The organism is Enterovibrio norvegicus, assembly GCF_002876705.1.
GTDB lineage: Bacteria > Pseudomonadota > Gammaproteobacteria > Enterobacterales > Vibrionaceae > Enterovibrio > Enterovibrio norvegicus_B.
On the sequence record NZ_MDAG01000035.1, the window covers coordinates 220358 to 235477 of the forward strand.

The 15120-nt window shown below is 48.6% G+C and carries 13 protein-coding genes; 9 read left to right on the forward strand and 4 right to left on the reverse strand.

The features are described from left to right. The first annotated feature begins 35 nt into the window (after positions 1 to 35). Entirely contained in the window at positions 36 to 575 is a 540-nt protein-coding gene (rrtA, locus tag BCT27_RS17765; RefSeq protein WP_102396367.1) for a rhombosortase, read from the forward strand. 38 nt (positions 576 to 613) lie between these two features. Here rrtA and BCT27_RS17770 read toward each other — a convergent pair whose 3' ends face one another. Further along, positions 614 to 1828, reverse strand: a complete 1215-nt coding sequence (locus BCT27_RS17770; protein WP_102316574.1) for a pyridoxal phosphate-dependent aminotransferase — start codon at positions 1826 to 1828, stop codon at positions 614 to 616. A gap of 398 nt (positions 1829 to 2226) precedes the next feature. Here BCT27_RS17770 and BCT27_RS17775 point away from each other — a divergent pair, with 398 nt between their 5' ends. Genes BCT27_RS17775 through menE form a run of 6 tightly spaced genes read left to right on the forward strand, consistent with a single transcriptional unit; the run spans position 2227 to position 9498 of the window. After that, entirely contained in the window at positions 2227 to 3591 is a 1365-nt protein-coding gene (locus BCT27_RS17775; RefSeq protein ID WP_102396368.1) for an isochorismate synthase, read from the forward strand. Beyond that, positions 3588 to 5321: a 2-succinyl-5-enolpyruvyl-6-hydroxy-3-cyclohexene-1-carboxylic-acid synthase gene (gene menD, locus BCT27_RS17780; RefSeq protein ID WP_102396369.1), complete on the forward strand. Its 1734-nt coding sequence runs from the start codon at positions 3588 to 3590 to the stop codon at positions 5319 to 5321. Before BCT27_RS17775 ends, menD begins: the two co-directional genes overlap by 4 nt. Positions 5322 to 5331: 10 nt before the next feature. After that, entirely contained in the window at positions 5332 to 6150 is an 819-nt protein-coding gene (gene menH, locus BCT27_RS17785; RefSeq protein WP_102396370.1) for a 2-succinyl-6-hydroxy-2,4-cyclohexadiene-1-carboxylate synthase, read from the forward strand. A gap of 23 nt (positions 6151 to 6173) precedes the next feature. Then, positions 6174 to 7040 (forward strand): 1,4-dihydroxy-2-naphthoyl-CoA synthase, encoded by an 867-nt coding sequence (gene menB, locus BCT27_RS17790; RefSeq protein WP_017008475.1) that lies wholly within the window; start codon positions 6174 to 6176, stop codon positions 7038 to 7040. Between the two features lie 11 nt (positions 7041 to 7051). Continuing rightward, the gene (gene menC / locus BCT27_RS17795) at positions 7052 to 8035 is read left to right on the forward strand and encodes an o-succinylbenzoate synthase (protein ID WP_102391930.1); all 984 of its coding nucleotides are present in this window, start codon (positions 7052 to 7054) and stop codon (positions 8033 to 8035) included. Further along, positions 8014 to 9498, forward strand: coding sequence for an o-succinylbenzoate--CoA ligase (menE, locus tag BCT27_RS17800; RefSeq protein ID WP_102396371.1), 1485 nt, complete (start codon positions 8014 to 8016; stop codon positions 9496 to 9498). Before menC ends, menE begins: the two co-directional genes overlap by 22 nt. 4 nt (positions 9499 to 9502) lie before the next feature. On the opposite strand, the gene BCT27_RS17805 is transcribed toward menE, so the two are convergent. The 3 genes from BCT27_RS17805 to BCT27_RS17815 all read right to left on the reverse strand — a co-directional run bounded on the left by BCT27_RS17805 (position 9503) and on the right by BCT27_RS17815 (position 12504). Then, complete coding sequence (locus tag BCT27_RS17805) at positions 9503 to 11368, reverse strand: MFS transporter (RefSeq protein WP_102396372.1); 1866 nt, start codon at positions 11366 to 11368, stop codon at positions 9503 to 9505. Positions 11369 to 11395: 27 nt separating this feature from the next. After that, positions 11396 to 11998 carry a TetR/AcrR family transcriptional regulator gene (locus BCT27_RS17810; RefSeq protein WP_198597583.1) on the reverse strand — a complete coding sequence of 201 codons (603 nt, stop codon included), beginning with the start codon at positions 11996 to 11998 and terminating at the stop codon, positions 11396 to 11398. A 107-nt stretch (positions 11999 to 12105) separates the two neighbouring features. Further along, a complete protein-coding gene (locus tag BCT27_RS17815) occupies positions 12106 to 12504 on the reverse strand; it encodes an NINE protein (RefSeq protein WP_017008480.1) in 399 nt (132 codons plus the stop codon). A gap of 259 nt (positions 12505 to 12763) precedes the next feature. On the opposite strand from BCT27_RS17815, the gene BCT27_RS17820 reads away from it, so the two are divergent. After that, positions 12764 to 13657: a Tim44 domain-containing protein gene (locus tag BCT27_RS17820; RefSeq protein ID WP_102316581.1), complete on the forward strand. Its 894-nt coding sequence runs from the start codon at positions 12764 to 12766 to the stop codon at positions 13655 to 13657. Between the two features lie 201 nt (positions 13658 to 13858). After that, complete coding sequence (locus BCT27_RS17825) at positions 13859 to 14995, forward strand: MFS transporter (RefSeq protein ID WP_277872025.1); 1137 nt, start codon at positions 13859 to 13861, stop codon at positions 14993 to 14995. The last annotated feature ends 125 nt before the right edge of the window (positions 14996 to 15120 follow it).

Below are 15120 nucleotides of genomic sequence, written 5' to 3' on the forward strand. Positions count from 1 at the left end.
TAACTTAATGAAATTGAGATGTTTGAGGATTCCCTTTGCCTGTATATCGATTGCTTGGGCTTATCGCTATCGTAGCGATTGTAGCGCAAATCCCAGCGATTCATCATTGGATGACATGGGATCGTGCGGATATTGAGGCGGGGCAATGGTGGCGAATCGTAACAGGAAACCTCACGCATACCAATGTTCCTCATCTTCTTATGAATCTCGCGGCATTTGCCGCCCTCACCGTGCTACATAGGCGCTACTACAACGTGCGTTCGTTAGTCATGATGATGTGGTGCATGATGGTGGCCATTGGCATTGTGATGTTTTGGAGCCCATTTAGCTGGTATGCAGGGCTTTCAGGTGTGTTGCATGGGTTGTTTGTGTGGGGTGTGATACGTGACATACAGAATAAAGTGCCATTGGGATGGATGATGCTGGTGGGCGTGGGTGCGAAATTGGCCTATGAAGCGTATATCGGTGGCGATTCAATGACGGCGCAGCTCATCGATGCAGGCGTGGCGTATCAAGCGCACTTAGCCGGTGCTGCTGTGGGTTTGTTGTTTGCCTTAACAACAAAAAAAGCCTGACTGAGTCAGGCTTTTTCTTCATTTCTGTTAAGTGCGAATCACTGTCGGTACGTTGACAGGAAGCGCTCGAAACGGCCAATCGCCAATTCAAGATCATCAACACGTGGCAAAGTAACAATGCGGAAGTGATCCGGTTTCGGCCAGTTGAAGCCAGAGCCGTGCACCATCAGTACTTTTTCTTGCATCAAAAAGTCGTACATCATCTTTTCATCATCGTGGATGTTGTAGCGTTTGATATCAATTTTCGGGAAAAGATACAGCGCGCCTTTTGGCTTCACACAACTCACGCCCGGAATTTGGTTCAGCAATTCATGGGCTTTGTCGCGTTGCTCAAGCAGACGACCACCAGGGAGAATCAATTCATTGATGCTTTGGTAACCGCCCAGTGCTGTTTGAATGGCGTGTTGCATCGGCACGTTTGCACACAAACGCATAGAGGCCAGCATCTCTAATCCCGCGATGTAGCCTTTCGCCATATGTTTGGGGCCAGAAAGGATCATCCAACCAGAGCGGAAGCCACAGACACGGTAAGATTTTGACAAGCCACTGAAGGTCACACAGAAAACATCAGGCGCAAGTGGCGCAATAGAATGGTGCTGTGCGCCGTCATACAAAATTTTGTCGTAAATTTCGTCAGCGAAAATGATCAAACCATGGTGACGGGCAATGTCCGCAATCTCCATCAGGAAGTCACGGCTATATACCGCACCTGTTGGGTTGTTCGGGTTGATCAGTACGATGCCTTTGGTCTTTGGCGTGATCTTGGCTTTAATATCATCCAGATCTGGGTACCAATCAGACTCCTCATCACACATGTAATGAACCGGATTACCGCCAGACAAAGAAACCGCTGCAGTCCAGAGTGGGTAGTCAGGCGATGGAACTAACAGTTCATCACCGCTGTTCAGTAGCGCCTGCATAGACATGACGATCAACTCAGACACGCCATTGCCGAGGTAAACGTCTTCAACGTCTAAATCAAGCATGCCACGCTTTTGATAATGCTGAACAACCGCCTTACGAGCCGGGTAAATTCCTTTTGAATCACAGTAACCTTGAGAAGTCGGCAGGTTACGGATCACGTCTACCAAAATTTCGTCCGGCGCATCAAAACCAAATGGGGCAGGGTTGCCAATATTCAGTTTGAGGATTTTATGGCCTTCTTCTTCGAGGCGCTTTGCTTGTTTCATGACCGGACCGCGAATGTCATAACAGACGTTGTCCAGTTTGGTCGACATCCCAACTTCTTGCATCTTGATTCCCAAGGGTGTTTTTTACGTATTTGCAGTAAATTACACTAACAAACTCGACTATATAAGTAGCAAACAGTAAAAAATGGCGAGAAAACAGGATTTCAGTGATTTAATCCTAACTTGCTGGGATATTCTGCTAGAACATTCGGTTTTCATCACTATCAATAAGGTTGTAGAATGTATTTCCAACAGGAAATTTTACTGAATTTGCCGCGCTTTATCGTTTTTTGATGAGAAAACACCCTATTTAGGGGGATTTGCTCACGGCGTATCGGGAAACAGGGCGCTCAACGAAGAAATAAGACCATCGCAACCAGCGCAATAGGATTTTTCGCGGCTAGCCTTACACCATGGATTCGGACGATTAGCTTTAGGTTGTAGGTGTTAGTGAGGTTAACTTGACCGAATTGATCCAAGCAATTGGGCGACTTTGTGACGCGTTGTCTACTTTGTCTGCGCTTCCACCACGACTCAGTGTCGATCTAACATTGTCTGACCATGTCGATCCGATTGAATGGTTAGACGCTCAGCCGTTATTCCCTAAATTTTATTGGCAGTCTCGCGATGGTGTAGAAGAAACCGTTGCACTTGGGCAGGTCAGAACGTTTTCCAATCCTTACTCTGCAGAGTTGGTATTGGAAGACGGGCAACGCATTTGGGGCGGTCGCTCGTTTGATGGGCGCACCGAGCGCAATCAGCGCTGCTTGCAATCCTTCTTTTTTCTCCCTCAAATAGAATTGTCGCGCGTTGGCGAGACGTGGTCCTTGTCGCTCAATATCGGCGATAACATTGAGAAAGCGCGCGCCGCGTTGAACAAGCTGTCTGATTCGACGTCGACATTGGTTCGTCCGCAATGCGATATTCTTGATGCAGAACATTCACCTTCGTATCCGCAGTGGTCGAGCATGCTTGAAAAAGCCTTGGCCGAAATAGACAGCACGGATCTGCAAAAAGTTGTTCTCGCGAGAAAAACGTCGTTGACGCTCGATCGCCACATTTCAGCTGCACAATTATTGAAAGCAAGCCGTGAGCAAAACAGCGCAAACTTTCATTTCTTGTTGGCGTTAGATGAAAAACATAGCTTTGTGGGTTCGACCCCTGAGCGATTGTTCAACCGACAAGGTCAGACACTTTTAACGGAAGCCCTTGCTGGCACCATTGGGCGTGGTAAAACTGCGCAAGATGACAAAGCCTTGGCACAATGGTTGCTCAACGATCCAAAGAACATCTACGAAAACCGTCTGGTTGTTGAAGACATCGAATCCCGTTTGTTGCCGAGCAGTATCGCGTTGACGGTGGAAGGTTCTCCGCATCTGGTGCAGCTTCGAAAAGTACAACATCTAAAGCGTGATATTGAGGCGGAACTACACAATGACGTGTCCAGTTCTGACTTGTTAGACATGTTGCAGCCCACTGCTGCAATTGCTGGTTTACCTCGCGATAACGCCGTCAAATTCATCACTGAAAATGAACCGTTTGCCCGTGGTTGGTATAGCGGTGCTGTGGGCTTTCTAGGGCGAGAACGCAGTGAATTTTGCGTGGCTATCCGAAGTGCACTCGTGATGAATGATACGCTGCACTTGTTTGCTGGCGCGGGCATTGTGCCTGGCTCAGAACCTGAGACAGAGTGGAAAGAGTTAGATCGTAAAATGTCGACCTTGATGAGCCTGCTATCGCCTGTCCTTGATCCCCTGCCTTTCGAGAAAAAACGTTCGATGCTGCCGATGAGTAATGCTATCGATATGGAGCAAAAAGCGGGATGAAGCAATCAACCATGAACCGCGTTTGGGCAAAGCTTGTGTTGATGTCTTTGCAACGTGCTGGCGTGACTGACGTTTGCATTGCACCAGGTTCACGCTCAACCCCTTTGACGCTCGAAGCAGAAGCGCTTCGCGAAGACGGTGCGTTACCCTTAAATCTCCACACGCATTTTGATGAGCGAGGGCTGGGTTTTCTTGCGCTCGGTCTAGCCAAAGCCTCCGAAAAACCCGTGGCGGTTATCGTGACATCAGGTACTGCGGTTGCCAATTTACTGCCGGCTGTGGCTGAGAGTCGCCTTACGCGTGAGAAGCTGATTTTACTGACAGCAGACCGCCCGACAGAGCTGATTCAATGTGGTGCAAACCAAGCCATTAGTCAGCGCGGCATTTTTGGTGACCATGCCGATACCGTGTGTGATTTACCTTCGCCTTCAGAGTTAACGACACCAGCATGGCTGTTGTCGACACTCGATGAGAGCTTGCATCAGCAATCCCTGATCGGCGGCAGTTTGCACATCAACTGCCCTTATCCTGAGCCCTTGTATGGCGAACTTGAGGATACCAGTGAGTATCTTGCACCTGTTGCAGAGTGGCTTCGTGGTCAGACGCCGTATTTGTCTTTTGTCAGTGCTTACGACGACGAGCTGGTTTTGTCTGCGTCTTTCATCAATGAAAAATGGTATGCCGCGCAACAGAAAAAAGGCGTGCTTATTGTTGGGCGGGTGACCCGAAAAGACAGGGCTGCCATTCAAGCATTGGCAGATAAACTGGCCTGGCCGATACTGTGCGACCCACAAGCGGGCATGGGGTCTGACTTCGCCGGGTTTGATGGCTGGATGCAAAACCTTGCCTGTGCAGAATTTCTGGCTCAAGCGGAGTGCGTGCTGCAATTTGGCGCGCGATTGGTATCGAAGCGGTTAGGGCAATTTCTCGATGGTTTTCATGGCGAGTACTGGCTGGTGGATGAGCATCCAGGGCGATTAGATCCACGTCATCGTAAAGCGACCCGTATTATTGGTAGGCCCGCATCTATCGCTCCACAGCTCAGTCACAAAGCGTCAGCCGTTCAACATGCAGATTGGGCAGCGGCTTTGTCTTTGGCAAGTAAAGCCTACTTGGAATGTGTGCATCAGCACGCGCTCAAAAATGAACAATTGTCAGAGCTTGCGATGGCGGCAGATTTTCCGCATTGGTTGCATGAAAATAGCGATGTGTTTATCGGCAATAGCCTAGCGATTCGCTTGTTAGATATGTGCGCGCGCCTTCCCGAGCTGCATGTTTACGCAAATCGAGGCGCATCGGGTATTGATGGCCTTATTGCCACGGCGTCGGGTGTTCAACGCGCTCAACAAAACCCCATGGTGTGTTTGATGGGTGATACGTCTGCGCTGTATGACTTGAACAGTCTCGCTTTACTGGCTCACAACCCTTATCCCTTAGTGGTCATTGTGGTGAATAATGATGGGGGCGGTATTTTTGATATGTTACCTGTTCCACAAGAAAGCAAAGATGCCTTCTATCGCATGCCACATGGCTTCGAATTCTCTCATGCAGCGGCCATGTTCGGCCTTCAGTATCAGTGTCCAACAACCTTGGAAGCGGCGCGTTTTGCGTGTTTGGAAGGGCAAAAACATGCAGGAACCACGCTGATAGAACTTCGTGTTCCTGCAGGGGAGTCTGGTGCTCATTTAAAAGCCTTGTTCACTGATATTGCAAAGACATCGTTGTTTTAAAGAGATACCAATGACTTCATTCAGCAATGAGACGTTATCACCCTGCGAGATGTTGGCTTATAAAGCAACGGGGCAAATTGAAAAGCCAGCGTTGGTTTTTCTGCATGGCTTGCTTGGCAGTGCTGATGATTGGAAACCCGTGACCGAAGCGTTGTCGCAAGATCATTTTTGTCTCGCGATTGATTTACCGGGGCACGGTGAAAGTAAACACATTCCCCCTGTGAGTTTTGAACACACCAATACCTTGATCATGCAAATCATAGAGCAGCACGTGCAAGGGGCGTATTGGCTTGTGGGGTATTCGCTAGGTGCAAGGCTTGCGATGATGATTGCCGCGAATCATCAGGCTGACGGAGCAAGTGAAAAAGCAACCCACCTGCGAGGCTTACTGATTGAAAGCGGCCACACAGGGCTACCCGATAGTGAGCGCGAGTCTCGTTGGCAAAATGATTGCCGATGGGCACACCGCTTTGAGTCTGAGCCCATTATTGATGTGCTTCAAGATTGGTATGAACAACCCGTTTTTTCCTCACTAAATCATGCGCAAAAACAAAGTTTTGTCGCACTTCGCAGTGATAATCTCGGCGTTAAAGTGGCAAGTATGTTGCGTGCTACATCGTTATCAAAGCAACCCGAACTGACTGAGCCGTTACGGCAATGCGAACTGCCTTTGCACTATGTCTGCGGGCAAAACGACACCAAGTTTTCTGCCGTCGCCGCGCGGTCGGGGTTTAGGTTCAATGTCGTCCCAGACGCGGGACACAATATTCATGCTGAGCAGCCTAGGCTGTTTAGCCAGCTGATAAAAAAGCTGATCACTACCGTTTAATTTGACGATTCAATGGAGCCATTATGGCGATTACAACAGGTTTGACCGAACAAGAACTATACGCACCGGTTGAGTGGGCTGACTGCTCTGAAGGGTATGAAGACATTCTTTATCACAAGTCTGCGGAAGGTATTGCACGCATTACCATTAACCGCCCTGAAGTGCGTAATGCGTTCCGTCCTCAGACGGTTAACGAGATGATCAAAGCACTTTCTGACGCACGCTATGACGAAAAAGTGGGTGTGATTGTCCTAACGGGCCAAGGCGAGCATGCATTCTGCTCTGGCGGTGACCAGAAAATTCGTGGCGACTACGGCGGCTACCGAGACAACGAAGGTACGCATCACCTCAACGTGTTGGATTTCCAACGCCAAATCCGTACCTGTCCGAAGCCTGTGATTGCCGCGGTTGCAGGATACGCCGTCGGTGGTGGTCATGTTCTTCACATGATGTGTGATTTGACCATTGCCGCTGACAATGCGCAGTTTGGTCAAACAGGGCCTAAAGTGGGGTCTTTTGATGGTGGTTGGGGTGCTTCATACATGGCCCGCATCGTTGGTCAGAAAAAAGCACGTGAGATTTGGTTCCTTTGTCGTTTTTATGATGCGCAAGAAGCACTGGACATGGGGCTTGTAAACCATGTTGTGCCTTATGCGGAGCTTGAGCGTGAAACTGTGCGTTGGTGTCGCGAAACGCTGCAGCACAGCCCAATGGCGCTGCGTTGTTTGAAAGCAGCATTGAATGCAGACTGTGATGGTCAAGCGGGTCTTCAAGAGCTAGCAGGTAACGCAACCATGCTGTTCTACATGACAGAAGAAGGCCAAGAAGGTCGTAACGCATTTAACGAAAAGCGTCGTCCTGATTTCGACAAATTCCCTCGTAACCCTTAATGGAAGAAGCGATGAAACACGCAACGCTTTATCGCTACGATCTGCCTATGGACAGTGGCGTGATCCTGCGCCACACCCGTCTCGCACAACGTGTTGGCTTCATTGTGGAGCTTCGTGATGGCGAGCGTATAGGACGAGGTGAAATAGCGCCACTGCCAGAATTCAGCAAAGAAACGGCAGAGCAAGCCGGTGAACAAGCCCAAGTTATGCTGAATCATTGGTTAGCAGGTCAGGCAATCGACTGGGATGTTTTATTTCCTTCAGTTGCTTTTGGCATCAGTATGGCGATGGCTGAGCTATCCGGCGAACTTCCTGTCGAAGGTAACTTCGTGGTCGCGCCGCTGTGCAGTGGTGACCCTGATGATCTAGTGCAGAAACTGGCGGACATGCCAGGGCAGAAGGTTGCCAAGATCAAAGTCGGGTTGTATGAAGCCATACGCGATGGGATGGTCGCCAACATGTTCCTTGAGGTGATCCCAGATCTGCTGCTTCGTCTTGATGCGAACCGTCAGTGGACGCCTGCGAAAGCTGCCCAGTTCGCAAAGTATGTGCATCCCGCTTTCCGTGAACGCATTGCTTTCTTGGAAGAGCCTTGCCAGTCGCCAGAAGAAAGCCTCGCCTTTGCGAAAGATTCAGGCATTGGGTTAGCGTGGGATGAAACCTTGCGCGACGAAGGCTTTGTGCTTGAAGCGTGCGACGGTCTGAAAGCCATCGTGATTAAGCCAACCTTGATCGGCGGACTGACAAAAGTGAAAGCGCTTGTTGCTCAGGCGCATGACATGGGGCTTGATGTCGTGATCAGTTCCAGTTTGGAATCCAGCTTTGGTTTACATCAGCTGGCAAGGGTTGCTCACTGGTTAACGCCTTCGACAATCCCAGGTTTGGACACGATCGATCTCTTTCAAACGCAATTGGAAGTGCCTTGGCCAAATTGCACGTTACCAACGACACCGCTGTCAGATTGCAGTATCGCATGGCAAGCATCCAACCAATAAATTTCCCAACCTGGCCGTGGTTGTGCTGGCGTGAACAACACGCTGATGCAACCGCCGTTGTGCTGGATGATGTCGCGGTGAGCTGGCAACAGCTTTGCCGAGACATCGCTTGCGCCCAAACCGTGCTTTACCGTCACACCGCTAGACATTCTTCTGTTAGCAACCGTCATGGTGATATCAGTGTTACTGACAACGTCGAACGTATCGCCATTGTCAGTGATAATCGCTACTGTGATCTGGTGAACATGCTGGCATCATGGCAATTGGGCTGGCAAACGCTCATGGTAAACCCTGCATTTTCGTCAGAACTACAAACCACATTACTGGAAGAAATCGGCATTGAGCATTGTTTATCGGTTGATGATGTGGTGACAAATGTCGGTTCATTTCCCCCCCTCAAAAACGATGACTTCGGAAACCGGTATGTTGAAAGAGACGGTTTTTTGGAGCAAAACAAGACACTTGATGCGCCATTCATCCCCGAGAAGTGCCTGACGTTAACGCTAACTTCCGGCTCAACGGGATTGCCGAAAGCTGTTGCTCATACGGTGGAACATCACCTATCGAGCGCGGCAGGTTTGTTTTCATTGATGCCTTTTAGTGAAACTGACTGTTGGTTGCTGTCATTGCCGCTTTTTCATGTGTCCGGCCTTGCGATCGTGTGGCGGTGGCTCTTAAAAGGTGCCGTCTTAAAAATCGCTGAAACCAAAGGCGATGCCCTTATTCCATCACTCGATGGCGCGACACACGCGTCACTGGTGCCAACGCAATTACAGCGTGTCGTTTCTTTGGGTAAGTCTCAGTCTTTGCGCTCCGTTTTGCTTGGCGGGGCGGCCATTCCTCAACCACTGGTTGATGACGCAGAACGAATGGGCATTCAATGCTGGTGTGGGTATGGGATGACAGAGATGGCATCAACCATCTCAGCGAAACGTGCTGATGGACGCTTTACGGTTGGTGGTGTGTTACCCAACCGAGAGGTGCGTTTATCGGATGCGGGGGAAGTGTTGGTAAAAGGGGGCACGCTAGCTGCAGGGTATATGGTGAAAGGGGAGATACATCCGCTCACTGAACATTGGTTTGCAACTAAAGATAAAGCGCGATGGTGCAACGAAAGCCATGAACTTCAGATTCTAGGTCGACTGGATAACATGTTTGTCTGCGGCGGGGAGAATGTACAACCTGAGGCTGTAGAGCGTGTGCTCGGTCAATTTGAGGGGGTTCTGCAACTCATCATTTTACCGGTTGATCATGAACGTTGGGGCCAAGTGCCAGTGGCAATCGTTCAAGGTAGGGTCGAACATGATGCTTTTCTTGAATGGGCGAAGCAGCAAGTACCTGCTTACCAATGTCCGCAAGCTGTACTGTCATTGCCAGAGAATGTCGGTGTGTCTGGCATTAAGCTTTCTCGCAACGCCCTCGCTCAATGGCTAGCTTCACAACCATTAGCACTTCCTGTTTGAGTGATTAGCGCACATTACCACGAAGTTGTTTTACCTCTTTGAACAAGGTCGCACAGCTTGCATCCTGCGGTGGCGTTGCGTTGCCAGCAGAAACGGTGACCTTCGACCAAAAGCGGCACGGCAATTTGAGTAACGCCCGACCGCCTTCTCGGCTGAAGTAGCTTCCCCACAAGCCTTGCAATGCCATCGGAACAACAGGCACAGGGGTTTGTTTTAAGATCAATCCGATTCCGCGTTTGAAGGGCTGCATTTCGCCATTGGGTGTTAAGTGCCCTTCAGGGAAAATACAGACAATTTCGCCATCGCTTAGCTGCTTTTTAATCTCTTTTAGCGCACAACGAATAGAGCCGCTGGTGAGCTTTATCGGGATCACTTTGGCTGCGCGGAAGAAATAATTAAGTATTGGTAAGTGATAATAATCTTCGTCCATCACAAATCGAATCGGCCTTGGGCACGCACCGGCAAGCAATAGGGCATCAACATAGCTGACGTGATTACACACTAACAACGCGCCGCCTTCTGAGGGGATGTTAGCGAGGTTTTTGTGTTTCACGCGGTAAAAGCTGTGGCTGAGAAACCAGGTAACAAAGCGAAGCGCGAACAGTGGAACCTGCTTGCCTGCATAAAGGGCAACTAACAGGTTCAGGCCAGCAAGAATGCAGAAAAAGACCGGAATACTTAGCCCAACAACACCCAGAAGTACGATGGCGAGAATGGCGCTACTCACCATGAATAGCGCGTTGTAAATATTATTTGCAGCAATCACTTGTGAGCGTTCACTTTCTTTTGAACGGCTTTGCATCAAGGCATACAAAGGCACAATGAAGATGCCGCCAAAAATGCCAATGAAAACTAAATCAGCAAATACCCACCACAGTGAGGGTTCAGAAACGAATGCCAAGAAGGTGTCAGTCTGAGGTGGAACATCAGGTGTAGAGAACAAAAGGTGCGCGCCAAAAACGGTGAGCCCTAGACTGCCTATAGGTACAATTCCAGGTTCGATTCGGTGTGCTGATAACTTGTCACAAAGCAGCGAGCCTATGGCAATGCCTACTGAAAAAAGCGTAAGTAAAAAGGACACGGACGCTTCATTGCCGCCTAAATGGAGCTTGGCGTAGTTTGGAAATTGGGTGAGGTAACTTGCGCCAAGAAACCAAAACCAACTGATCCCCATGATGGATTGCAGCACCACCTTATCGCGTTTTGCGATATCCAACGTCGTTTTCATTTGCTGGCGCAGTGAAAAACGAATGCGGAGATCGGGATTACCTGCGTCGGCTGGTGGAATGGCGCGGGCGCTGAGATACCCCATGACGGCAAATGCCACGATGGCCATCGCTGCGATAAGTTGTGCATTGGGGAGATTTGCTATCAGCCCAGCGACGATAGTGCCGAGCAAGATAGCGAGGAACGTACCCGTCTCAACCAATGCATTTCCGGGTACCAATTCTTCTGGCTTTAATGTTTGTGGTAAGAGCGCGTATTTCACTGGGCCAAAGAAGGCGGATTGTGTGCCCATCAAGAAAAGTAAAAAGAGCAAAACGAGATAGCTTTCGAACAGAAATGCGAGAGCAGCAAGGCTCATGATGCCGATTTCGACGAGCTTAACGGCTCGGATGAAGCGGGATTTCTCGTACTTGTCAGCGAGCTCCCCTGCAAACGCAGAGAATAGGAAAAAGGGGAGGATGAAGAGGCCTGCGGCAAGATTTATAAAAAGATCGGTGCTGACCCCAAGCGCGCCTGGTGCCGTGAATGCCACCAAAATGAGGAGTACGTTTTTATAAACGTTATCGTTAAATGCCCCGAGTGCCTGGGTAACAAAATAAGGAAGAAAACGTCGTTGCTTTAGCAGTGTTGATTGCGTGCTCATCGCTTCTTCCTAGTGGTACGTTTGGTATTACTGCGCGGCAACCCAGCTTGATAAGTATCCAGTGAGCAAGTTGTTGATCAACTCTTGGCCATTAACGGGTACATCAGTAAAGAACTTGTCGTCGACGCTCAGCAATGTAATGCCATGAACGCCCGCCCATAGAACGCGACTTGCTTCAACCACCGATTCGTCACTTCTTGACGGGGACAGTTTGTGTAGGAGCGCTTCAAGAATACCTGTCATGTTTTGAATGCGATCGCTGTGCCAGTCAGGCATATCATTGCCTTTCATGCTGTGTTCAAACACCAATTGCCAGCGGTAAGGGTTCGCCTTTGCAAAATCCAAATAGACTTGAGCGAGCAGGAATAGCGATGTTTTTGGATCGGTGGAAGATTGCAGCTTTTCTTGTGCTTGGCGGCGAAGGTCATCCAAGGTGCGTGCAACAACATGTAAGAGGAGAATGTTGTAACTGCCGAACACATTAACGAGCGTGCTTGGCACGTAGCCAATCATCGCAGCGACTTTTCGCAGGCTCAGTGAATGGTAGGGATTGTCTTTCAGATAGGCTTCGACGCAATTCAGCGTCATCTCTATAAGTTCTTCTCTACTGTGGTCGTTCCTGCGTGCCATTACTTCATGCTGCGAATAGTGAACAATGTTCGATATTCTAGGAGCCAACTTTCTAAAGGGCAAGCCATGCGCCTCTCAGTTTGCATAACTTGCCTTAAGAATCGTGCTTAGTGAGAGAATTTGTTGCTGTTCTTGATGGAGACTTGGTCGTTTAGTGTCCAAAAGTCGTAAATGATGCCTATGCCAAATAAGCCTAGCGAACAAAGGTAAAGAATACCTGTTAGCCATTTGCCCATGTACATGCGATGAATGCCAAACACACCAAGAAACGTCAGCAAAATCCAAGCCACTGAGTAATCGGTTTGACCACTGTGGAAACGCAGATCGGCTTCTCTGTCCATCGAAGGGATCAGAAAGAGGTCAATCAGCCAACCGATACCGAAAAGGCCGAACGTAAATAGCCAAATGGTGCCAGTAACCGGTTTTCCATAATAAAAACGGTGTGCGCCAAGAAAACCAAAAATCCAAAGTATGTAGCCAATGACTTTGCTATGGGTGTCGTTCATGTAAATGTCCTGAACCAATGAAATCTGCCTGAGTGTAAAGTAACTCACACGGGAAGTGGATGACGTTAATGATATTTAGACATGAATTTTGTCTTATTGTTGCCAAGCGATGTAAAATTTTGGACTAATTCAAACGATAAGGCGTATTGAAACTAAACGATTAGTAACACTTTCTACGTCCTGAACGTTTGACTTTCAAACACACGGGTATACCCTCGTTATTCATGTACTGTAACGAATTGATTAAGTAAGGTTCGCGATGAAACGCTTTTTTGCTTTATTTGCGCTGATGTTTGTCGTGGTGGTTTCTGCCCCGCATGCTGAAGCAAAGAAATTCGGTGGCGGTAAGTCTTTTGGCAAAAGCTTTAAGACCGCACCTGCACCAAAATCTCAGCCAACAAATACAAATTCAATCAACAAACAAAACGATGGCTCTGCGGCTAAATCAGGCATGAAAAAAGGTTTGATGGGCGGCTTGCTTGGCGGTCTATTGGCCGGCGGTTTGTTTGCGGCCATGATGGGCGGCGCATTTGAAGGATTCCAGATGATGGACTTCCTTATCATTGCTGTTGTCGCGTTTGTGTTGTTCAAAATCTTCAAGAGTATGATGGCGGCCAAGAATGGCTCTATCAACCGACCCAATCAACAAGCCTATGCAGGTGGTCGTGAGCCACAACAGCAGAAAGGTTACTACCACGAAGAGCAACAACCTGCTTTTCGCGAGTCGGCGGCAACGTCACAAACGGGTGGTTTTGGTGCGGTAAACAATGACGTGCCTTTTAACTTCCCACCCAACTTTGACATGGTGTCTTTTGTGAACGGTGCGCGCGAGCATTACCGTATCCTTCAAGGTGCATGGAACCACAATCAACTTGAAACCATTCAAGAGTATGTAACGCCAGAGTTATACAACGATCTGACAGAAGAGCGTCGTAAACTGGAAGGCGAACAACATACTGAAGTGATGTATGTCGATGCTGAAATTGTACGCGCTGACAATGATAGCAATCGTGCACAGCTTAGCCTTCAATTTAGTGGCCGCTACTGTGACCGCCAAGAAGGTACTGAAGAAGATATCACTGATATTTGGCACTTAGAGCGCGATATGACGCAACCTAATGCGCCATGGTTGATTGTGGGTATTCAAGCGTAATCTCTACAACACCAAGTTCGATAAAGCAGTCACTTCGGTGGCTGCTTTTTTTTGTTCAAAATTTCTGGCGTAATAGTTCAACGTTTCTCAATAGCTTATCGGTGAAAAGCTGGTTAGAGTGGCAGCCTGTCATATTTCTCATTGAATTCAAGGTAAGTGCGTGTGAATGCATTAAGAACTCCCACAAATCTTCTTATTGGTATGGCGTTTATCATGGCCATGACCTTTTCCGTTTGGAATGTGCTTTTAAACAACTTTGTTGTGGAAAGGGCGGCGTTCACGGGGAAGGAAATCGGGATTTTACAAAGCCTGCGTGAAGTACCGGGCTTTCTCGCGTTTACCGCGATTTACCTACTACTGTGGTTTAAAGAACAATCGTTCGCCCTTATTTTCTTGGCTGTCATGTGTGTGGGCGTCGCGGTGACCGGGTGGTTTCCGAGCGAGTGGGGCTTGTATCTCACCACCGTGGTGATGTCCATTGGCTTCCATTATTTTGAAACGGTGAATCAGTCACTGACCTTGCAATGGGTTGATAAAGACAAAAGTGCGCATTTCATGGGAAGGGTTCTTGCGTGGAAAGGTGGGGCCAGCTTGATTGCCTATGGCACGGTTTGGTTGCTAATGGAATGGCTTGCAGTGTCGTACAACACTGTTTATATGGTCTTTGGTTTCTTCGGTCTATTGGGAGTGCTTTTTCTGTGGTTGAGCTTTCCTTCTTTTGAATCGCCACATGCACAAACCAAAAAATTGATACTGCGTCGCCGTTATTGGCTTTACTACAGCCTGACATTTTTAAGTGGCGCAAGGCGCCAGATCTTTATCGTCTTTGCCGGTTTTATGATGGTGGAGAAGTTTGGTTATTCAGTGGGGGATGTCAGTCTTCTCTTTATCATCAATTATGTTTTCAATATCTTGTTCGCTGCCAAAATTGGTGCGTGGATTGGTAAGGTAGGCGAGCGCCGCGCGTTGACGGTTGAATATGTTGGATTAGCGTGTGTGTTTACGGGTTATGCGTTTGTAGAAAGCAGCGCACTCGCAGGGGTACTGTACGTGGTTGATCATCTTTTCTTTGCCATGGCTATCGCGATTAAAACGTACTTTCAGAAAATTGCTGATCCAGAAGATATCGCTTCTACGGCGGGTGTGAGCTTCACGATTAATCATATTGCTGCAGTTGTTATTCCCGCTGCATTAGGGCTGGTTTGGCTTTATTCGCCGACGTCCGTGTTTTTAGTTGGCACAGCGTTAGCGGTCAGTTCGCTGGTGTTATCCCAATTGATCCCCCTTGAGCCGGAAGCTGGCAACGAAATTGCCATTTGGCGAGAGAAAAAAGCCTAGGATGTGGAGTGATTCTCAGTTATCGATATTTGCAGGAAAAGTTAGGGATTGATCGATCAGTTCTTGATCTCGGCACAGTTTACAGTTTGAAGCACGGACTATAGTCTGGAAAAGCACGTGATATA